General features: G+C 53.9%; 9 protein-coding genes. All 9 read left to right on the top strand.

Annotation, left to right across the window (positions count from 1 at the left end):
- Positions 1-45: 45 nt before the first annotated feature.
- The 9 genes from A3844_RS18010 (at position 46) to A3844_RS17970 (ending at position 23,596) form a co-directional block, all read left to right on the top strand.
- On the top strand, positions 46-2,916 hold the full coding sequence (locus A3844_RS18010) for a beta-ketoacyl synthase N-terminal-like domain-containing protein (protein ID WP_074108118.1): 2,871 nt from the start codon (positions 46-48) through the stop codon (positions 2,914-2,916).
- 66 nt (positions 2,917-2,982) lie between these two features.
- Positions 2,983-13,926, top strand: coding sequence for a non-ribosomal peptide synthetase (locus A3844_RS18005; protein ID WP_074108117.1), 10,944 nt, complete (start codon positions 2,983-2,985; stop codon positions 13,924-13,926).
- Between the two features lie 60 nt (positions 13,927-13,986).
- Positions 13,987-15,285, top strand: coding sequence for a diaminobutyrate--2-oxoglutarate transaminase (ectB, locus tag A3844_RS18000; protein WP_425270611.1), 1,299 nt, complete (start codon positions 13,987-13,989; stop codon positions 15,283-15,285).
- Between the two features lie 83 nt (positions 15,286-15,368).
- Positions 15,369-16,790, top strand: coding sequence for an MATE family efflux transporter (locus A3844_RS17995; protein ID WP_074108116.1), 1,422 nt, complete (start codon positions 15,369-15,371; stop codon positions 16,788-16,790).
- A 52-nt stretch (positions 16,791-16,842) separates the two neighbouring features.
- Positions 16,843-20,691, top strand: coding sequence for an excinuclease ABC subunit UvrA (gene uvrA / locus A3844_RS17990; RefSeq protein ID WP_083606914.1), 3,849 nt, complete (start codon positions 16,843-16,845; stop codon positions 20,689-20,691).
- Between the two features lie 5 nt (positions 20,692-20,696).
- Positions 20,697-21,452 carry an MBL fold metallo-hydrolase gene (locus A3844_RS17985; RefSeq protein WP_244169795.1) on the top strand — a complete coding sequence of 252 codons (756 nt, stop codon included), beginning with the start codon at positions 20,697-20,699 and terminating at the stop codon, positions 21,450-21,452.
- Between the two features lie 28 nt (positions 21,453-21,480).
- On the top strand, positions 21,481-21,849 hold the full coding sequence (locus A3844_RS17980; protein WP_074082894.1) for a hypothetical protein: 369 nt from the start codon (positions 21,481-21,483) through the stop codon (positions 21,847-21,849).
- 5 nt (positions 21,850-21,854) lie between these two features.
- A complete protein-coding gene (locus A3844_RS17975) occupies positions 21,855-22,619 on the top strand; it encodes a 4'-phosphopantetheinyl transferase family protein (RefSeq protein ID WP_167374699.1) in 765 nt (254 codons plus the stop codon).
- 17 nt (positions 22,620-22,636) lie between these two features.
- The gene (locus A3844_RS17970) at positions 22,637-23,596 is read left to right on the top strand and encodes an acyltransferase domain-containing protein (RefSeq protein ID WP_074108114.1); all 960 of its coding nucleotides are present in this window, start codon (positions 22,637-22,639) and stop codon (positions 23,594-23,596) included.
- Positions 23,597-23,647 lie beyond the last annotated feature (51 nt).

Raw genomic sequence — 23,647 nt, 5'->3', positions numbered from 1 at the left:
GGCAGAGCGTAAGGAAATACTTGGAGGAAGAGGAGGGGTTATACGTTGGATGCCCAAATTAATCTTTCGGTAAAAGTAACCAAAGATCTTATTCAGTCAATTGTGACTATTTGCAGTCTTAGCGAGCAGGAGATTTTGCACCATACGGAGCTGGAAAAGTACGGATTTGATTCCATAACCCTGACGGAGTTGACGAATAATCTGAATAAGAAGCTGGGACTTAAGCTTACACCGGCTCTTTTTTTTGAAATGAAAGAAATCACTGTACATTCTATTGCACAGCAGCTCTGTGCCAAGTATCCGCAGGAGCTGGCGGTATGCTATTCCGAGCCTTCAGGGTCTGCCAAATCTTCAAGCCTTGGAAGCAAGGACATTTCCGCAGAGCCGGAGCTTGTATTCCGTAAAGCGCAACCGTCGGCTGCAAGCTCTGCTGGAGAAGCGCTGAAAGACAGCGGCTTCGTGCCGGTCAATACCGCCAAGGCGGTGAACCCTTTCCGAACAGCTGCCCGTGTAAGTGGCTTGCGGGAGGAGCCGCTTGCCTCACAGTCGGCCGGTGGCGATCTGCCCGAAGAGGCCCGGCCGGCGCCGGCTTTGAACGAAAGGGTTACAATGGATGAACCGCAACCTTGCGGGGCGGTTGCAATCATTGGCATCGGAGGGGTGATGCCCCAATCCGACAATCTGGAGGAATTCTGGGACCATCTCGTCAAGGGGAATGATCTTATAACGGAAATTCCTTCGGAACGTTGGGATTGGCAGGCATTTTACGGCGATCCGATGAAGGAAACGAACAAATCGCAATGCAAATGGGGCGGCTTCCTTAAGGATGCTGCCTCTTTTGACCCTCTCTTCTTCAGGATGTCGCCGAATGAAGCGCTGCTGCTTGATCCTCAGCAGCGCAAGTTTCTTGAAACGGTGTGGCAGACCATCGAAGATGCGGGCTATAGCCCGTCGTCGCTGGCCGGCAGCCAGACCGGAGTTTTCGTCGGTGTTACCAACAATGAATACACCGATTTGATTGCAGAGTCGGGACTTCCTGTGGATGCGCATTCGATCGTATCGAATGCGCACTTTCTGATTGCCAACCGGACCTCCTATATTTTCGATTTCCATGGTCCCAGCGAGGCGGTGGACACCGCATGCTCCAGCTCGGCGGTGGCTCTTCACCGGGCCGTAATGTCCTTGCAGGCCGGCGAATGCAGGCTTGCAGTGGCAGGAGGAGTAAATTTACTGGCCTCTCCACGCAGTATGGCAGCCTTTGACAAGGCAGGGATGCTCAGCAAGTCAGGACGCTGCAGTACCTTCGACAAGCAGGCAGACGGCTTTGTCCGGGGGGAAGGCATCGGGGCGCTGCTGTTGAAGCCGCTGGCCCAGGCGGAAGCGGACCGTGACCTGATTTATGCCGTAATCAGGGGAACCGCCGTCAATCATAGCGGACGGTCCAAGTCATTTACAGCGCCCAATCCAAGCGGACAGGCCGCAGTGATTAAAGAGGCGGTTGCCAGGGGCGGTATTGATCCGTCTGCCGTTTCCTATATCGAGGTTCACGGCACAGCGACCACGCTGGGCGATACCGTGGAGCTGGAGGGGATCAAGAATGCATTCGCGGAGCTGGGCAAGCAGCGGGGGACACCAACTGTGCCTGCACCCGCATGCGGCTTGGGCTCGGTTAAATCCAACGCCGGACATCTGGAGGCGGCATCAGGGATGGCCAGTCTGCTGAAGGTAATCTTGGCGCTCAGAGCCAAGGAGCTGCCGCCCAGCATTCATTGCGGTGAATTAAACCCGTTTATCCAACTGGACGATAGCCCGTTCTACATTGTTCGCGAGAGACAGGAGTGGCGGCAGCCGGTGGATGCAAGCAACCGGAAGCTTCCGCGTGTGGCTGGTATCAATGTGTTCGGCGCGGGAGGGGTTAACGCCCACATCATTATCGGGGAATACGAACAGCCGGCTTCGCCGGAGCCTGCGGGTACGGACGAACCGGTCGTGATGGTATTCTCGGCCAAAACCAAAGACAGCTTGCGGGAGATTGTGAAGGCCACGGCAGCATTTGCTGAGGACGATCACCGTTTTGAGCTTCGGAATGCCGCCTACACCTTGCAGACGGGCCGTGACGAGATGGAGGAGCGAGTTGCTTTTGTGATTCAAACCGCCGAGGAATTTGTGGAGAAGGCCCGGCTCTATGCAAGCGGACAAGCGCCCGAAAGCGAGGACGGCATCTTTGAGACGGCGCCTCCAACGGTCAAGCAAGGCATTTGCGATTTAATGAGCCAGGATGCAACCAGCCGCTTGTATGTCGATATGCTTCTGCAGAGCAAGCAATGGTTCACCATTGCCAAGTTATGGGTGAACGGTGTTTCTGTAGAGTGGGCGAAGCTCCACCCGGCAGGAGCCAGATCCCGGTTGCGCCTCCCGACCTACAGGTTTGCGAAGCAGCGGTATTGGATAGCCCGGTCAGGGGAGCTTAACCGGAGCCGGGAGGGAGTGCCTTCTGCTTCAGGGGAGACGGAGAAGCGCTCAACGTTCACTGTCCAGGAATCCATCGGGCCGGAGGAAGCCGCCAGCCGGTATTTCGGGGACAGAATCAGCTCCATGCTGGGAATCCGTCCGGAGGAGCTTCGCATGGACAAGGAGCTGCAGGAATTCGGCTTCGATTCCATCATGGCAATGAAATTCAAATATGAGGTGGAGAATGAGCTGGGGCTGACGCTTCCGATGGAGGTGTTGGGAGAGAGCCGCTGTATCAAGGATCTGGCGGCGCGCATCGTATCCGATCCCGGACAGGAGGAGCTGCGGAAGGCGATCACAGGCACCTGCCCGGAGCCCGAGATCGAATCTTTAGAAACGGAACAGCTGGATGCTTTGTTCGAATCTTTGAACCGGAAGCTTCACGGCGAGACGGTGCTTCCTTAAGGACGGTCCTCCCGCCTTCGCATACATGTCTTGCAGTGAGCCTTTCACTCTGGAAGGAGAGAAACCATGCTAAACCACAATCAGTTTGTCCAACTATCCGACAAGGAGAAAAGGGAAGTTCTGCAGCGTATGCAGCAGCTTGTACAGGATAAAGAGCTTCATGAGGATTCCGGTTCACCGGTCCGGAATGAGGCTGCGGGATCGGACCGGGAGCGCTACCGCCCGTTTCCGTTGTCGGATATGCAGGAATCATTTTCGGTGGGCAAGTTTTTCGGGGGAACGACCGATCGTGTGGGCTGCCATATCTATTTCGAGCTGGAGGAATACGATCTGGATATCTCCGCCTTGACCTCTGCCTGGAACCGGTTGATTACGTATCATGAGATGTTGAGGACCGTCGTATTGGCCAACCGGTCCCAGCAGCTTCTGGAACAGGTTCCCGAATATGTGCCGGAGGTATATGACTTAACCGGCAAGGATCAGGGGGAGGTTGACCGCCGGATCGGGGAGATCAGGCAGCGCATGTCCCACAAGCTGTACGGCACGGGCGAATGGCCTTTGTTTGAAATAGGTGTGTCCCGGCTGGACCAGGGCCGGCATATCATTCACTTTAGCATTGATGAGTGGCTGGTCGATGGCTTCAGCATGGCGACATTGTTCAAGCAGTGGTACCGGCTGTACCGAGAACCGTCCTGTGAGCTGCAGCCGCTGCAGTACACGTTTCGTGAATATATGTTGTATCAGCGTAATCAGGAGGGGTCTCCCCGATACAAGCGCGATTTGGCCTACTGGATGAAGAAGTATGCCGAGGTGCCAAGCGGTCCTTCTCTTCCCTACGACCTGAACCCTGCCAAGCCGACTGAGCAGCCTTACTATGAGCGTAGGCGCTATCAGCATGTAGTCGGCAAGGAAGACTGGACACGGCTCAAACATATTGCCCAGGACATAGGCATTTCGCAAACGGCACTGCTCATCCTGTGCTTCAGCGAGCTGCTGTCGTATTGGAGCGGAGATGATGCTTTTTCTATCATCCTTACGTACTTTAACCGGCCGCCCGTTCATCCGCAGATTGACCAGGTTGTCGGTCCTTTTGTATCCACCAACATTTTCACGATCGAACAGATCCGCCGGCTATCGCTCAAAGCTAAAGCAAAGGGCTATCAACAAAAACTGTGGGAGGATCTTGACCACAGCAGTGTGAGCGGAATCCGGGCCCTGCGGGAGCTGCGGGTGCGCAGCAAGCAAGCCCCCGCTCTGTCCATTCCGGTTGTATTCACCAGCATGCTGAACAATGCGGGGCGGGCGGCGGAGGACAGCTGGCTGGCCAAGACAGTGTATTCGATCTCCCAGACACCGCAGGTCTGTCTGGACCACCAGGCCTATGAGCAGGATGGTCGGCTGACCGTGATGTGGGATGTTGTGGAGCAATATTTTCAACCGGGGACTGTAGCCCGCATGTTCGCCGATTACGTGAATATTATCGGGCAGCTCGCGAGCCGGGAGATCTGGGACCAGATTTCCTTGAAGGACAAGCTTCCGGCACCGCAGCTGCTTGCCGCTGGAACATCTCCGGCGGGAAGATATGATAAATTCCGGCTGTCCGATATGCAGCAGGCGCAATTATTCGGACGTCTGAACCATAAGGCGGGCTGCCGGATGTACCAGGAATTTGATTTGGAGGAGCTTGATATTGCCCGCCTCCAGCAAGCCTGGAACCGTGTGGTCGGAGCCCATGATATGCTGCGGGCCGTCGTTCACGAGAACGGCACGCAGCAGGTATTGGAATCGGTGCCGGAGTATGTGGTTTCTGTTGAATCCTATCGGCAGTCGAATGAAGAAGTGGACCCTCGGGCAGCGGAAAGGATACGGCAGGACAAGCAGCAAATGCAGTTTCCCTTGAACCAGTGGCCCTTGTTCGATCTGTCGGTTTCGCTGTGGAATGGGAACAAGGCGCGGATTCATTTGACCATCGATGCATTGATCGCAGATGGGAACAGCATTGCTATGCTATATCATGACCTATTCAAGCTGTATGAGACTCCCGAAGCTTCCCTGGAGGAAGCCGGGTTAACTTACCGTGATTATCTGGAGGAAGCCGGCCGTTTCCGCAAATCGGATGAGGGCAAGGCGATGGCGGCATACTGGAAGGAGAAAATGAAGGATCTGCCTTCCGGCCCTATGCTCCCCTATGCTGTCGGCGGCGGAACGGCAAACGGACACCGCCGGCTGGAGGGGAGAATCCACAACTGGGCGGGGTTCAAGCGAAAGGCAGCGGAATTGTCCATTGAGCCCGGAATTCTGTTGTTCGCCGCCTATGCTCAAGTGCTGGAGGAGCAGAGCAAACAGGAGCCCTTCACCGTCGTATTCGTCGATTGGAGCCGTCCGGCGGTTCATCCGGATATTCAACGGATCGTCGGTGACTTCACCTCGCTCAGCTGGGTTGTGATCCGCCCTTCCGGTCTGCCTTTTGCCGAGAGGGCCCGTAGCTTGCAAGAGAGCATCCGCAAGGACTTGGCCTGCGGTGCCGTCGGCGGCTTGGGAGAGCTGCGCAAGAAGCTGATGCTTGCTTCACCGGCTGCTCCGCTCAGCTTCCCGGTCGTATTTACTAACAGCATTGCAGGCGGAGCCTTGCCGCTGCCGCCGGAGGTGGCGGCCGGGTTCGGGCAATCCGCTACCCCCGGTGTCTATTTGGACAACATGAGCCTTGAGCGCGAGGATTCCCTCTGGGTCCAGTGGGATTACGATGCATCCATGCTGCCGCCGGAAATAGCGGAGAGCATGTTCGAGCGGTACCACGGCTTGCTGACCGACCTGGCCCATGATCCCGATCTGTGGGGGGCGGATTACGTTAACCGGCTGCCTGAGTCTACCGGCTGCATCCACTCGCTATTCGAGAAGCAGGCGGCGAGAAATCCTGATGCCGTGGCCCTTACCTTCAACGGATTGCAGATGACGTATGGGGAGCTGAACAAGCGGGCGAACCGGCTGGCGCATTATTTGCGCAAGCAGGGTGCAGGGCCAGAGGTAATGATCGGATTGTGCTTGGAGCGTTCCTTCGAACTGCTGATCGGCATTCTGGCTATCCTTAAAAGTGGAGGGGCCTACATACCCTTGGACCCTCACAGTCCCAAGGAACGGCTGGCTCTCATTATCGAGGATGCCAATCTGCCGCTTATTGTTACCCGGACCGGGCAGCTGTCCGAGCTGCCTAAACCGGATCAGGCCCGGTTCATCTGTCTGGACCTTATTGAGGAGGAGCTTGCCGTAGAGGATGACCGCAATCCGGACAGCGGTGCGCACGGCGATAACGTATCTTATGTCATCTATACGTCCGGCTCCACCGGCAAGCCTAAGGGAGCTCTGATCCCCCACTCCAACGTAGTGCGCCTGTTCTCTTCGAGTGAGGCTTGGTTCGGATTCGGGGAGAATGATGTCTGGACGCTGTTTCACTCGTATGCGTTTGATTTTTCCGTATGGGAAATCTGGGGGGCGCTGCTTCACGGCGGACGTCTGGTGATTGTTCCTTACGCGGTCAGCCGTTCCTTCGATGAGTTCTACCGGCTGGTTGCTGCCGAAGGGGTTACGGTGCTTAATCAGACGCCGACCGCCTTTAAGCAATTTATGCTGACTGAAGACCGGCTGGAGCATCCGGCAGTCTTGTCGCTCCGGTATGTCATCTTCGGAGGGGAGGCGCTTAACCCGCAGAGCCTGGCTCCTTGGATTCAGCGGCACGGCGACCGGGAACCGGAGCTAATCAATATGTACGGCATTACGGAGACCACGGTACATGTTACCTACCGGCCGATAACCGGCGCTGATCTTGTCTCCAAAACCAGTGTCATCGGCACTCCTATCCCCGACTTACAGCTGTACATATTGGATGACAAGCTGCGCCAGGTGCCATCAGGGACTCCGGGGGAACTGTATGTAGGAGGCAAGGGGCTGGCCAGAGGGTACTTGAACCGACCGAAACTGACTGCAGAGCGGTTTATTCCGAACCCGTTCTCCGGGGAGCCGGGCAGCCGGTTGTATAAGACCGGGGATGCCGCATTGCGTCTGCCTGGCGGCGATGTGGAATATCTCGGCCGTCTGGATCTGCAAGTGAAGGTGCGCGGCTTCCGGATCGAGCTGGGTGAGATCGAAACGGCGCTGCTCCGGATGAACGGGATTCGGCAGGCGGTTGTGGCTGTGCAGGACAAGGATACCGACGATCCCAAGGTTGTCGCCTACGTCATTGGCGCCAACCGGGAGGAGCCGACTGCCAAGGAAGTCCGGCAGCATGTAAGAGGACTCCTGCCGGATTATATGGTGCCGAACGTTATTGCCCGGATCGCTGAGCTTCCGTTGACAGAGAACGGCAAGCTGGACCGGGAGGCTCTGCCGTGGCCGCTTCCGGCCGTAGAGGCGGAGCGGCCTGCCGGGAATGGCAGTGCCGACTATCAAGGATTGGTCAGCAGTCTGATCGACATCTTCCGTGAAGCGCTGGACACCGGGGATGCGGTAACGGCGGAGGATGATATTTTTGATCTCGGGGCAACCTCGTTGACACTCATGACGGCCAATCAGCGGATTGCGGACCGGTATGAAGTCAGCGTCCCCATCGAAATCTATTTCTCCAATCCGGCTATCCGGGATATCGCGGCTTATATACACGGTCATGCGGCAGGCGGAAATCCCGCTGACATTGAAGCCAAGGGAGAGACGTCCGCAAGCCGGATCGGCTTGACGGAGGAGCTTCTTGGAATGTTCAAGGAGGCGCTGGAAACGGAGGAGGACATTCAGGCATCCGACGATTTGTTCGATATAGGCACCACCTCGCTGACAATTATGACAGTAAGCCGGATGGTGGAAGAGAAATACAAGGTCACGATCCCGGTGGATCTGTTCTTCCGCTCGCCTACAATTGAGGAAGTTGCCAAGTTTATTGCAGGTGAGGCGATGACGGACGCTTCCGGCTCTTCCCTTCCGGCATCGGGAGCTGCCGGAGCTGCTGGAGCTGCCGGAAGGGAAGCAGCGGCTTCTGCACTGGCCTTGGAAGAGAAACCGGTACAGATCGTACAGCTGCAGGCTCCGCCGTTCAAAAAGATCTTTTACCGCTTCGCATCAAGCAAACACCGCTTTGTGCAGAAGCCGATATCATTTGATGTTTTTTCCGCTTTCCTTGCACTGCTGAAGATGGAGAAGGTGAAGGGTGACAGCAAATTCCTGTATCCTTCGGCCGGCGGACGCAATGGCGTTCAGGCGTATGTATATATCAAGGAAGGCGGCATAGAAGGTCTGGCCGGCGGCTTGTATTATTACCATCCGCTGACGCATGAACTGTATTTCATCAGCAGCCCGCTCATGATCGATTCCTCTGTCCATATGGAGTTGAACCGGTCTGTGTTTGAGCAATCCGCTTTCAGCATCTTCTTCATCGCCCAGCTAAATGCACTGCGGCCGGTGTACGTGGATTACAGCGAGAGTCTGGCCAAGCTGGATGCCGGATACATGGCGCAGCTGCTGGTGAACAGACAGCACGAATTCAATATCGGGCTGTACCCGGCCATCGGGCTTGATTTTGAGCGCATTGCCGACAGCTTCCGGCTGGACGACGGCAACCGGTACATCTTCTCTCTTATGGGCGGTTACTATGATTATCGGGCCGAGGATGGTCCGCTGTTCGATGAAGCGGCATTGGTGCAGACCTTGAGGGACGGCCGCCTTGACATTGCCGGACATTTCAGAACGCGTCCCGTATACGAGACGGCGGCAGATATTCTCCGCATCCAGCGTGAGCGGAAGTTTAATATTCTAAGCCGCAAAGAGCTTGTTCAGCTTACGCGGGAACAGCCCCATATCCGCAGATTCCATGAAGACGATCAGCGGATTGCGCTGGCTCCGCACGAATGGGACTCGTCCCATTACATCCTTCGCGCCAGCAGACGGCATTATATAGATGCCTCTGTTTCCTTCCGCCAGTTCAGCAAATGGCTGTCCACGCTTGGTACGGAAGAGATTGATTCGGTGGAGAAGGGGCTGTACACGCCTCCCGGCGGTGTCTCCGGTCTAAAGATATACATCTATGCCAAAGAGAACGGTGTAGAGACACTTCAGGAGGGGATATACGAATACAATCGGAGTAAGAATGCTTTAACCATGATTCGCGCCGGCTTATCCGAGCCGATTCGCGCCTGCCACACCCCCTTCAATATCAAAATCAGTGTGGAAGCCAAGTTCTTCATCTTCCTGGTCGGCAATTTGTCGGAGAGCCGTCTTCTCCTTGGAGAGGGCTGCACGGCTTATGCACAGCTGGAATCCGGGATGATCGGACAGGTATTGATGGACAGACAGGCCGAATGCGGAATCGGAACGGTGCCAATCGGCGGAATGGACTTCGGCAAGATTGCCCGCGATTTCGGGGCCATGGATGAGGATATCTATATTCACAGCTTCATGTGCGGCTCCGTGGAATTCGAAGAGGAGAGGGACCCAGGATATGTCCTGGAGGAGAACGGGGCGGCGCCGAATCTGCTGACAGAGAAGCAGCCGCAGCAGAAACTAGCGGAATCTCCCGTTCGGACGGCAGAACATTTGGAGTTGCCTCTCCAGCAGGCCGAGCGTCCGAAACTGCCCGTCCAGCAGGGCAAGCTGCATTTTCCGTTGTCGCTGGGACAGCAATCGTTGTTCTTTGTACATTGCTCTTATCCGGAGAGTGCCGCGTACAATACGGCTTACCATGTCCGAATCCGGACTCCGTTGCACCTTGATCTGTTCAAGCGGGCACTGGAGTTTCTCGTCTTCAAGCATCCGCTGCTCCGGACTACCTTTGCTGTTATCGAAGGGGAAGAGACGCAGATTGTACACGAACAATATGATCCTCCCATCGAGCTGATCGATGCCTCCGGATGGGATGAAGCGCGGCTGACCGCCGAAAATATCAAGGAGTACCGTGTTCCGTTCACTTTGACGGAGCGGCCGGGCTTCCGCGTAGTTCTATTCCGCATTACGGATAACGATCATGTGCTGCTGTTTAATATCCATCACATCATCACGGATTTCACCTCCACAGGTCTGATGATTCAGGATTTGTGGACGTTCTACGGCAAGCTGATGGATGACCCGGGGACTGTGCCTGTGACTGGGCCGGATATGCGTTACTTCGATTATATTGCCTGGCAGAGAACGGAACTGGAGGGCGAAGAGGGGAAGAGGATGTGGACGTACTGGGAATCGCAGTTAGGCGGCGATCTTCCCGTGCTTAATTTGCCGACGGATCGTCCCCGTCCGCCTGTCCAGACCACCAGTGGGGCAACCCTGAATTTTAGTATCGACAAGGCATTGACGGACGAGCTTGTGAAATTTTCGCGCAAGGAAAAGAAAACATTGTACACGGTGGCATTAACCGCCTTCCAGGTGCTGCTCCACCGTTATTCCGGGCAGGAGGATGTGCTTGTCGGGACGACGGCTTCAGCCAGAGGGCCGCTCCGCTTTCAGGATGCCTCGGGTTATTTCATTAACCCGCTTGTCATCCGGGCGGATCTGTCAGGCGGACCGACCTTCAGGGAAGCGCTTGAACGGATCAGCCAGACGCTGTATTCGGCTCTGGACAACCAGAACTATCCGTTCTCGCTGATGGTCAAGCAGTTGAAGCCGGTAAGGGATCTCAGCCGGTCTCCCGTATTTCAGGTTACCTTCCAACTGCTGAGCCAGAATATGACCGCCAAGATGAACGGCGGAGACGGGACCGTCGAACGTTATGAAATCCCCCAGCAGGAAGGCCAGTTTGATCTGGAGCTGGAATTGCTGGAGGGAACGGACGGAATGAAGGGCAGATTGGCCTACAACAAGGACTTATGGCATGAGAACACGATGGAGCGATTCCAGGCGCATCTTGTTAATCTGCTGCGGGAAATCGTCGCCGATCCGGATCGGAAGCTGCTGTCTTACGATTTTCTCGGACAAGAGGAGAAGCAGCTTCTTCTGGAGACATGGAATGACGGGATCAGGGACTATCCCCGTAATCAGTCCATACACGGGCTGTTTGAGCAGCAGGTGGAACAACATCAACATGAGCTTGCCGTTACCGCACGGGGAGCAGGCGGCCAATCTGCATCGATCACCTATGGAGAGCTAAATGCACGGGCTAACCGGTTGGCACACTTCCTGCGCTCCATCAGCACGAAACAAGGCGGAGTAGTGGGAATCTGCCTGGAGAAATCGATGGAGACGGTCGTATCCGTGCTTGCCGTCTTCAAAGCGGGCTGCGCCTACGTGCCGATTGACCCCGCTTATCCGCGGGAGCGGATCGGATTTATAACCGCAGACGCCAATGCCGGAATCATTATAACCACCTCCGATATGGAGCCGAGCTTCGATGCGCAGCAGTCCACCATCATCTGTCTGGATTCAATGCAGGACCAACTGGACCGCTGCAGGGACGACAACCCCGGCGATCCGCCGCAGTCCGAGAGTCTGGCCTATGTGATCTACACCTCCGGCTCAACGGGAACGCCCAAAGGTGTAGGCATTACGCATGGCAGTGCTGTCAACATTTTCTGCGGATATCGGGATGTTTACTTACTTGAGAAGAACAACAGGATTCATTTGCAGATGGCGGCCTTCACGTTCGACGTATTTATTGGCGATCTGATGCGGGCGCTCTGTTCAGGCGGCCGGCTGGTGCTCTGCCCAAGGGAAAGCGTAATAGATCCTGTCCAGCTGCACCGTCTGATCGTTGAAGAGGGCATTCATATTGCAGAATTTGTGCCGGCGGTGATGCGGCATCTGGTTCAATACATGAAGAATGCAGGCATAATGCTGGATACCATGCAGACCGTGATCATAAGCTCTGACAGCTGGAATATGAAGGATTTGCAGGAGTTCCGCCGTTATTTCGCCAAGGGTACACGGTTTATCAACGCCTATGGGGTGACAGAGGTTACCATTGACAGTACCTATGTGGATTGCGCGGAGCTGGATTCCGACAATCAGGGCTTTGTCCCCATCGGCAGGCCCTTCCCGAATACCGACATCTACATTGTGGACCCGGAACTGAAGCCGGTTCCCATTGGTGTAGCGGGTGAGCTCTGTATTGGCGGCAAGGGAGTTGCGGCAGGTTATCTGAACCGGCCGAAGCTGAACGCCGAGAAATTCGTCGCGAACCCGTTCAGAGAGGGCGGTACTGAGCGGATGTACCGTTCGGGCGATATGGCGCGGTACTTGCCGGACGGCAGCATTGAATTTCTGGGCAGAGCGGACTACCAGGTGAAGGTGCGCGGCCTGCGGATTGAAGTGGGCGAGATTGAGGAGGTACTTGCACGTCATCCCTCCGTCGGGGCCGCGGTTGTGCTTGCGAAGCAGGATCAGACAGGCGAGAGCATCCTGATCGGTTACTATACAGAGAACGGGCCAAGCAATCTGCCGCTCGACGAATTACAGGATTATGCGCGGAGCAAGCTCCCGGAATACATGGTGCCGACGATCTTTATCCGGCTTGACGCCTTCCCGTTGACCAGCAACGGCAAGATCGACCGCAAGGCTCTGCCGGGGCCGGACTTGGCATTGAAGGTATCCATGCGCGATATCGTCCAGCCGGCAACTGAAACGGAGCGGCGGATGGTTGCAATCTGGCAGCGGGTTCTTCAGTTGGAGAACCTCGGTGTTACGAACGACTTTTTTCTGGTCGGCGGCCATTCATTCCTGGCGATCAAGCTGCTTGACGAGCTGAAGCGGGAGCTGTCGGCGGATATTTCCCTGATGGAATTTTTGGAGAATCCGAACATCCGCGAAATGGCCCGACGGTTTGACAAGGAGGACGAACATGTAGACGAAATGGAAGAAGCATGGGCCGGCAGTCTGGAGGCAGAGGCCATACAGGCAGAGGTGGCTTATCCGGAGTGGGACAGACCGCGGAACATCCTGCTGACCGGTGCGACGGGACATCTGGGAATATATCTGCTGGTGAACCTTCTTGAATTGCATGAGACGGCGGTGGTCCATTGTCTGATTCGCGCGAAGAATGTGGCTGAAGCCCGTGACAGGCTGGAACGTACGCTCCGGAAGCATCTGCTCTGGCGGGAGAAGCTGCTTGACAGAGTGATTCCTGTGGTTGGAGATTTGGAGCAGCCGCTGCTGGGGCTTGCCAGCGATCAATATGACGAACTGGCGCGCAAGATCGACCTCATCTTCCATAATGGCGCATATGTAAATTTTGCTTATCCGTACCAGGTGCTGAAGAAGGCCAATGTGAACGGAACAGCGGAGGTGCTGAAGCTGGCCGCCCAATCCAGAATCAAGCCGGTACATTACATTTCTACCACCTCCGTCTTTGAGAATACCGAAGCAAGATCCGGCATGTTTCAACGTGACATCGTGATCGGCGACAATGCGGAGCTGGTTCACAACAGGAAGCTGGACCAGACGCTCGGATATACCCAGAGTAAATGGGTGGCGGAGAAGCTGGTGCAGCGGGCCAGAGAGCAGGGAATGCTAGTTACCATTTACAGACCCGACATCATCTCGGGACACAGCCGGACCGGCATCTGGAACAACAATGACTTTGCAGCCAAAACATTGCAGAGCATCGCAGAAGCGGGAATAATCCCCAAAGGACGGTTCAAATTCAACTGGCTGCCGGTGGAGCAGGCAAGTCAGGCGATCGTGCGGCTATCGAGCCTCCCGAAATGTCTGAACCGCAATTTTAATGTCGCCTCCCCGTATTCCTTCGAGCTGTGTGACTTGGCGGAATGGCTGACCGAAGCCGGATTCCCGGTTAAGGAATTGCCCTTCCACACATGGAGAAGACAGATGGAAGAGCTCCAAGCGAAGGCAAGCGTCTCTGGACAAATCCCAGACGAAGTATGGAAGGCCGCTGATAGTCAAGACTCGCGGGCAGTGCATGTCTATGATCTGAAGAATCTGAAGATCGGCCTTAGAGAGACGGACATCAGCTTCGAACCGATCGGCAAGGAACACATCCGTAAATACGTAGAATACTTTGTGCAGAATGGCTATTTGAAGAAAAAATAATAGATATGAAAAAGTAATAATCGCCATTTATTGGCGATTATTACTTTTTTTGTAGTGAATATGGCGAAGGGAGCGATTATAGTGATTCATGAAGAGCTCGAATCAAATGTAAAATCGTATTGCCGGTCATTCCCAACTACTTTTGGCAAAGCCAAAGGCTCCATTCTTTACTCCTCCGACGACAGACCGTACATTGATTTTTTTGCCGGAGCGGGTGCCCTCAATTACGGGCACAATCACCCTTACATCAAAGAGCGTCTGATCGCGTATTTGCAGGAGGACAGCATCATTCACGGCCTGGATATGTACACAGAGGCCAAGCAGCAGTTTATGACGGATTTCCAGGAACATATCTTAAGCCCCCGTGGAATGGAATACAAGCTGCAATTCTGCGGGCCGACAGGCACCAATGCAGTGGAGGCCGCCATGAAGATAGCCCGTAAGGTCACCCAACGCGCAGGCATCATCTCGTTCATGGGCGGGTTTCATGGGATGTCCCTCGGAAGCTTGGCGGCGACGAGCAATCGCTCTTCCCGTGCAGGTGCAGGTATGCCGCTACACAATGTGACCTTCATTCCTTACTGCGACGGGTATCTCAAAAATTTCGATACTCTGGGCTACTTGGAGGCACTGCTCTCGGATACCCATTCCGGCGTGGAGAAGCCGGCTGCCGTTATCATCGAGACGGTGCAGGCGGAAGGGGGAATTTATGTTGCTCCTGCGCAGTGGCTGGAACAGCTGGCTGCGCTCTGCAAACAGCACGATGTGCTGCTGATCGTCGATGACATTCAGGTAGGCTGCGGCAGAACAGGATCATTCTTTTCCTTTGAACGCACGAATGTGCAGCCCGATCTAATCGTATTGTCCAAATCGATCAGCGGTTATGGACTGCCTATGTCTTTGCTGCTGCTGAAGCCGGAGCTGGATGTCTGGAGTCCGGGCGAGCACAATGGAACCTTCCGCGGGAATCAGATGGCCTTTGTTGGGGCTTCGGCTGCATTGGAATTGCGAAGCAACGAGAATTTAGATCAATCTGTATTGCAGAAGGGGGCTATCATCGAAAATTTCCTGCGCAATGAGATCAAACCTTTGATTCCGGAGGTAGACATACGCGGGATTGGACTGATATGGGGAATAGATTTCGGAGGCTGCGCTGATCCGATGAGTGCAGAGCGTGTAGCCAAAGCCTGCTTCCAGGCCGGGTTGATCATTGAGCGGGTCGGACGCAATGATACCGTTCTGAAGATCATGCCGCCTCTGATGATTGAACAGGATTTGCTGCTGCAAGGCTGCGAGATTATCAAGCAAACCATCCGATTGATCGCTTCGGGAGAACCTTTGGCCTCTTCTATTCTTTGAGAAATGCAAGTTGATTATTTTATTACTATTAGTGTAACATATGTATGTAATTCAAAAAAATAGGAGATTGGAGCTGGGAATCTATGAGTGAATCTAACAATTCCATAGAGAAAGCGGGGGGCGGACTATCCGATGAGATATTGAGAGGACCGATTGCTCCCACATCGATCAAGCTGGCTGTGCCGGTCATCATTGGGCAATTAATGCTGCTTGGCTATGGTATAACCAATACGGTGTTCATCTCTATGATCGACAAGTCCTCGACAGCATTAATGACCGGAATCGGGCTGGTCTTTCCGATACATATGTGTTTCCTTGCCATGAGTCTCGGCCTGTTCACCGGGATGAGCTCGATTGTGGCAAGAGGGATCGGTGAGAAGAACAAGCAGGTAACCGACAGGGCGGCGGGTTCGGGCATTTGGCTGGCGGTTGGGCTGGCACTATTCTCCATTGCCGTAATCTATCTATTCTCTGACAATATTCTCCCGTTCCTGTCCGGCTCCCAGATGAGTGAGGAAGCACTGAACAACGGGCTGACCTACTTGCACTGGATTCTCCCCGGACTCGGGATGATGCTGGTATTTCAGACGCTTCTGGGCGTGCTGCAGGGCGAAGGTCTATCCAAATATTACGGAATGGCTATGCTGCTCTCCACGGTAGTCAACATTATCCTCGACCCGATCTTTATATTCGGGCTGAATATGGGCGTTGCCGGCGCCGCATTGGCCACCACAATCTCGATCACCGTCTCTCTGTTATTTGTAATCAACCTGTTCCGCAGCAAGAAATCGAGTCTTCCTGTCAACTGGAAAGCCAGACATGTGGAACGTTCGGTGATTGGCAAGATAGCCTATATCGGTCTGCCGCAGACGCTCAGCATGATCTCTTTGTCGGTTGCAAGCGCAGTTATTAACAATTTAATGGGCTCCATCAGCGAGCATGCAATGAACTCCTGGATCATTGTCGGAAGAATCGACGAGCTGCTTTTGCTGGCAGGCTATGGCTTTGGCAGCGCTGCATTGACCCAGATCGGTCAGAACTATGGCAGTGGAAATATGTCCCGCGTGCTCAGCATTTTCAAGACCAATGTGCTGCTGTCGCTTGCGCTTTGCATCGTGCTTGTTCTTATCTACAACGGCTTGGCGCCGTATATCTTCTCCATGCTCACGGGAGTATCCGATGTGGTAGAGGGCGCCGTAAGACAGGTGCGGATTGTTTCGTTCTCTTATCTGGGCGTAGTGGCAGCTATTGTAGTTACCAGCTCCTTCCAGGCAACCGGAAGAGCAATGCCGGGGCTCATTCTCGACATTCTGCGCATGGGGCTTCTGACCATTCCTGTGTCGTATATGCTGTTCTATTGGTATGACGCGGGCGCCACCGGTATTTTCTATGCGATGGCCGCGATTAATCTTGTTATGATGGTGTTCGCCTTAGGCTGGTGCTATCTGTATCTTAATAAACTTAAGCAGTCCACAGGTTTGACGGAGGCTATGGCATTCAAATAATAACCCAGCGCATATCGATTGGCCTTGGGTACAACGTCCAGCGGAGGGGAATATGAGATACTTGCATACAGATACAAAGCTCAAAGAGTACTACCGACAGCACGGAGGGATAACTGACCCTGGCGAATGGTCCGCTCTCTATAATGACCTACCCGCCCAGCCCAATGATCTGTGCTTGCTGATTCAAGGCCTGGCAATTGATTTTCAGCATGCAGATCTTTATGGAGTGAAGCTGACGAATAACCGGAAGGAAGAGGTGGAGCTGCGTTATGCCGCCAGGCTGCTGGGCAAGCTCTATGAGCTTCAGTCCGAACCGCTGAACGTGCGCAGGGAACCCAAAGACCGGCTGCTGCTGACTTCACGGGATATCAACGTTATGTTGTGCTCCATGTTGCGCCATCAAGGGATACCAGCGCGTGTGCTGTGCGGCTTCTCCGCTTACCGCACCGACTTCTATCCTGCCCACTGGCTCTGTGAGTATTGGAAAGAAGAGGAGGAGCGCTGGGTGTTGGCGGATGCTTCTCTGGATGAGACGCTTCGCAGCTCCTTGGGACTGTTCTTCGGGCCGGATGACATTCCGCAGGAGAAGTTTTACCGTTCCGAGGAGGTCTGGACGAAGTGCCGCAAAAACCTGCTCGATGACCGTCTTTTCGGGTATAAGCAGGACACAGGGCTGGGCTTTATCCGGGGCAACCTGATTCGCAACTTTGTATCCCTTAATAAATATGAAGTATCGCCTTGGGATAACTGGTGGGGATTCCGTGCCAGAAAAGATATGAAAAAAGATGATCTCGACCATCTGCAGAAGATAGCGGATATTTTGTCAGTTGGAAATGACGGCTTTGAGGCTATGAGAGCCCTCTTCGAAACAGATGTCTTCCTCTCGTCTCCTGTTCGGACTAAGCTGGATCAGCAGCAAAGCACAACAGAAGACTTGCGCGGGAAGGCTCAAGATACGTCCCGCATCGTAGTCGGCAGCCCCCCGGACAGCTTCCGCAGCTTTGACTCGTCCAAATGGGATACGGGAGAAGAAGTCGTTATAGATCAGCTGGTGATCGAGGGCGCCAAACATCATAATTTGAAAGATGTTCATCTGAAAATACCTAAAAACCGGATGGTTGTCTTCACCGGGCTAAGCGGCAGTGGAAAATCCTCCCTGGTGTTTGATACGATTTATGCCGAGGCGCAGCGCAGGTTTATGGTTGGCATGTCGCCCTATGTTCGCAAATATATGGATAAAGTGGAACGGCCCAAGGTAGATTCCATCCACGGGCTCAGTCCCGCCATTGCCATTGAACAAAAAACATTAAGCAATAACCCCCGCTCCACCGTTGGGACCGTTACGGAGATTTCCAGTTACCTGCGGTTGTTGTACTCGCGGATCGGATTCCGGGAATGTCTGAAATGCGGCACGGCAATACACCCGCAAGGACCTGCGGATATTGCCGCAGCCTTGTACGGCTCTTTGTCCGCAAGGGATACATTCCAGCTGTTTGCACCTGTTCTGGTTCAGTATACCGGGGATATAAGTTATACCGTTCAGGATTTGCAGAAGAGAGGCGTAACAGAGCTTCGGGTCAACGGAAGACGGCAGTCTGCGGGTGAGCTGGATGTATCCCAAGCGGTCAAGAGCTGGAATGTTGAGCTAATCGGCGAACGTTTTACTGTTCCCGATAAGTCGGCTGCTTCAGCCGTGGAACGGGAAACGTTCATCCAGCGACTGACCGGCTCCATCCAAGAGCTTCTCAAAGCGGCCAAGTATACCATCTCCGCTGAATTACAGGATGCCGCCTACCTGTTCACAACGAAGATGATCTGTCCTTGCTGTCACTCTAGCTTCCCGGAGCTCAGCTCCCAGCATTTCAGCTTCAATACACCGCTCGGCATGTGCCCGGAATGCAACGGCCTTGGAACGAAGCAGGACATCTCCCCGGAGCTTCTGGTGGATGATCCTAACTTGTCCATTCTTGACGGTGCCCTGAAATGGTTTGGCAACCTGAGGGAAGGCAAGAAGACAACCTGGCCAACAGGCCCGCTGGATGTCGTCTATGCCCACTATGGATTGGATATTGAGAGTCCATGGAAGGATCTTCCCGAATGGTTTCATCGGATTATTTTCTACGGGTCAGGCCAGGAGAAGGTCAAGTTCCAGTCTACGCTGGGCAACAAAGAAACCGCGAAGCCGATCAAAGGGCTTGTGCCGGAGCTGTCCCGTCTGTATTACGAAACGGAATCGGAAGCCTCCAAGAAGAAATACGGCACCTATATGGAGTCTGCGGAATGTCAAGGCTGCGGAGGAACCCGGCTATGCAAGGAAGCAAGGGCGGTCCGGCTCAGAGGCAAGAATATCTCGGAGGTCAGCTCATCCTCCATTGCAGAGATGCTGGAATGGATCAAGGGCGTATATGAATCTCTCGATGCAGACATGCTGGACATCGGAGAAGAGCTGATTATAGAAATCTACAACCGGCTCTCCTTCATGATGAACGTCGGGCTGCACTATCTTACACTGAATCGGACGGCACCAACCTTATCCGGGGGAGAAGGGCAGCGCGTGCGCTTGGCCAGCCATCTGAGCAGCGGCATGGTTGGCGTGCTCTACGTACTGGATGAGCCTTCCATCGGGCTTCATCCACGGGACATTCGCAAGCTGCTGCATACGCTGCTGAAGCTGCGGGATCAAGGCAATACCGTGCTTGTCGTTGAGCATGAGGAAGAAATTATGCGGGAGGCCGATTATTTGGTGGACATCGGGCCGAAGGCAGGGGTGCTGGGCGGAGAAGTGATGGCCGTCGGCTCACCGGTTGAGGTTATGGCCAACCCAAGGTCCATTACCGGGCAATACTTGAATGGAAGCAAGTCGGTTCAAGCCCCGGCAACGTCCAGAAAGCACAAGCCGATTCAGGATTGGCTTGTGCTTGAAGGAGCATCCCATAACAATCTGAGAGATGTAACCGCAAGAATCCCGCTGGGCTCCTTTACTTGCGTGACCGGTGTCAGCGGCAGCGGCAAAAGCAGTCTGATTGGCGAAACCCTGGAACCGCTGCTGGAGAAAATATTGAACGGGAGCGATACCCAGCCGGGACCATACCGGAAAATATCGGGCCTGGATCAGCTGGATAAAGTTATCAATGTCTCCCAAGATCCGATTGGCCGCACGCCACGTTCTAACCCTGCGACCTATACGGATCTGTTCAACAAGATCAGGAAGCTGTTCGCCCAGACTGAACAGGCGGGCGAGATGGGGTTCTCCTACGACAGCTTCAGCTTCAACTCGTCGGCCGGGCAGTGCGAGGTATGCCACGGTCAAGGACAGGTCAAAATTGAGATGCACTTTTTGGCCGATATGTGGATTACGTGCAGCGAATGCAAGGGCAAGCGCTTTAAGCCGGATATTCTCAAAGTGACCTATGATGGAAAGAGCATAGCAGAAGTACTGGAGATGGATGTCAAGGAAGCCGCACAATTTTTCAGCAAGCATAAAGAGATCAAGCGGATTCTCGGTACATTCCAGGATGTCGGGCTGGACTATATTAAACTAGGGCAAAGCGCAACCACGCTTAGCGGAGGCGAAGCGCAAAGAGTCAAGCTGGCCAAGGAGCTTAGTCAAGTCAAGAAGGGGAAGATGATCTATATTCTGGATGAGCCGACCACTGGGCTGCACTTCAATGATATCCAGCATTTGCTCAATATTCTGCACAAGCTTGCAGATGAAGGACATACGGTCATCGTCATCGAGCATGATCTGGATGTAATCAAGACAGCGGATTGGATCGTGGACCTGGGACCGGAAGGCGGTAAGGGCGGTGGCCGGATCATCGCCCAATGTCCGCCGGCTGAGTTGATGCTGGAGCAGGACAGCTATACAGGTCAGGCGTTGCAAGCCAAGCTGAAGAAGTAGAAGAATTGCAACGAGAAGGAGAAGATGTCGTCAACAACATGTATGTGTTGTGTGACGGCATCTTTGTTTGGGGGGGGATTTCTATGAACCGGAGCTGCATCGTACATGTAATCAGAACCCGCTATGCGGATTTTATCAACTATTGCTATCTTGTCGAGGAGGTGCAGTCCAAGACGGCGTTCATAGTAGACCCGTCCTGGGAGATGGAGAAGATACTCCGCAAACTGGAGGAGTTGCAAGTACAACTGCGGGCTGTTTTGTTGACCCATTCTCATTTCGACCACACCAATCTGGTAGAGCCGTTAATCGATTTGTACAATCCGGAAGTCTATATGTCACAGAGAGAAATCAATGACTACCATTACCAATGCAGAAATATTCACGGAGTGCATAACCTGGAGGAGCTTACTCTGGGCAATACCTCAATCCAATGTCTGCTCACACCCGGTCATACATCCGGCGGCATGTGTTATCGAGTGGCGGACTATCTGTTTAGCGGTGACACGCTTTTCAGTGAAGGCTGCGGCTCATGCTTTGGCCAGGGAGGCTCCGCTGACCAGATGTTCGAGAGCATTCAAAAGCTCAGAAGGGCAATTCCGCCCGAGACAATCGTGTTTCCAGGCCACTCTTTCGGCATGGCTCCCGGACAGACGATGCGGACACTGCTGAATCAGAATATTTATTTTCAGTTTACAGAAAGAGAGGATTTTGTGCGATTCCGAATGAGAGGCAATCAGAGCTCATTGCTCAATTTCAAATAGACCACACATTGTTAAGGGAGATGAGAACGTGACGGAACGCAATTCGATCCATCTAATATCGAATCATTCTGCAAACGACGGGCAATTCAGACAGTGTGATTTGGCAATCAGGATCACCTGTCCCTTGTGCGGCAAAGACATGCGCGGTTATGTGCAATGTGCACTTAATATACTTCAGCAGGTTCATTTCCATTCCTGCACCTGCAGCCAGACGGCACAGATGTGCCGAACACTTGAACCGCTGTTCAGAACGGCATCCATCGATGATCTGTATGATGATGGCTTTATCCAACAGGTTGCAGGGCAATTGTCATCCTTCAGTCCGGAACTGCGTGTTGCAGGGTTAAGCTTTTCCGATAAAATTCTTTACGCATTCTACAATAAATATTTTACATGAGCACCATGGAGCAATTACCGAACCGGACGCCGCTTGTGGCTAAAGCGTTATATGAACTGACCGCCGAGCGCGGGCGTTATCCATGGGGCTGGAGCATGTGTTATATGCCTGGTCCACAATATTATCGGGCAATCCTATCGCACCTGCATCCGCAGGAGGTTGACTATTTGAACGGCCTGCAATACGAGGCGAGAATCCGAAGCTATCTGTTGGGGAGGTATGCGGCAAAGACAGCGGCGTCTCAGCTCATCGGAGAGCAGGATTTGCGGCAACTGCAGGTGAAGAACGGAATCTTTCAGCAACCTCTGTTGGTCTCCCGCGATGGACACCGTCATCCGGTCAGCATCAGCCACAGCGGGGATGTGTCGGCGGCGGTTGCTTTTCCGGCGGAACTTCAGATGGGGATTGATGTGGAAGCGCTTGATGAAGTTAATGTTGCAGCTGTTGAGACGCAGATGACCGAACGCGAAAAAGTAACCGTCCGTAAGCTGCCGATCTCTTACGAAAAGGGCCTGATGATGTTATGGACCGCCAAAGAATCTTTATCAAAAGCAGTGAAAACCGGGCTGACCACGCCCTTCTCCATCTATGAAATCAATCAAATTGAGCTTAGGCCGACCTATATGGTAAGCACCCATACTTATTTTACCCAATATGTAACCCTCTCGGTTCTGGGACATCGCTATGCGGTATCGCTAACCATACCCAAGCTTGCCAGGCTGCCGGAAGCATTCAGACAGGAGTGCCAAGCATTTCTAGCGAAGCTATGAAAGGATATCCTTAACCTATGACCAAATCCGTTGTATTTATGTTCTCAGGCCAAGGCTCCCAGTATTATCATATGGGAAGAGAGCTGTACAATAAGCAGCCTGTTTTTCGCGAGTGGATGCAGACATTTGACCGGGTCGCCTGTGAAATGCTGGGGGTGTCCTTAATAGAGATTATTTACGATGACGCCAAAACAAAAGGCAGCACGTTTGATCGTCTGCAGCATGCCCACCCTGCGCTGTACATGGTGCAGTTTGCCTTGGCACAGGTGCTGATTGCCCAAGGGCTGCGGCCTGACTTCGTTCTCGGAACCAGCCTGGGAGAGACGGTCGCTGCCGCTGTGGCCGGAGCAATGGCCGCCGAAGATCTGCTTCGGCTTGTCAACGGGCAGGCACGGCTGGTAGAATCCAGTTGCGAGCCGGGAGGAATGATCGCTATTCTGCATGATCCCCGGCTCTATGAAGAGGAACCTATGCTCTATTGCTTCAGTGAGCTGGCATCTGTGAATTACGATTCGCACTTTGTAGTTGCAGGCTACGAGCGGAATCTGGAGTGCATTATGAAGTATTTGAAAGCGGAAGGCATCCTGTTCCAAGCCCTTCCGGTTACGCGTGCCTTCCATTCCTCCTGTCTTGAACCTGCGCGAGAACAATATGCGGAGATGCTGCAGCATGTCGCCTGCCGCCAATTGCAGTTTCCTATGGTTTCGTGTGTCCACGGGGAGGTAATCCATCAGCTAGCTTCCGGTTATTTCTGGGACGCTGCCCGCCAGCCGATCCAGTTTCCCGCCGCCCTGCGTTCACTTGAGTCAGCTGGCCCTTGCTTGTATCTGGATTTGGGGCCGACCGGTACCTTGAATCATTTTGTGAAAAGTAATTTGCCCGCCGGTTCGCCATCCAGACATGCTGCCGTACTGACACCGTTTCAACAGGATCTACATCATCTTGAAGCAGTCTTGGACCGATGGCATTCAGGCTGATGCCGCTTCTGCTTGGAATCAACGGTTCAGCACGCCGGCATACTGAGGATA

It is taken from the genome of Paenibacillus helianthi (assembly GCF_001909055.1).
Taxonomy (GTDB): domain Bacteria; phylum Bacillota; class Bacilli; order Paenibacillales; family Paenibacillaceae; genus Paenibacillus_AQ; species Paenibacillus_AQ helianthi.
Note: the sequence above shows the minus strand (reverse complement) of the source record. Positions and strands in the feature narration are given on the sequence as shown.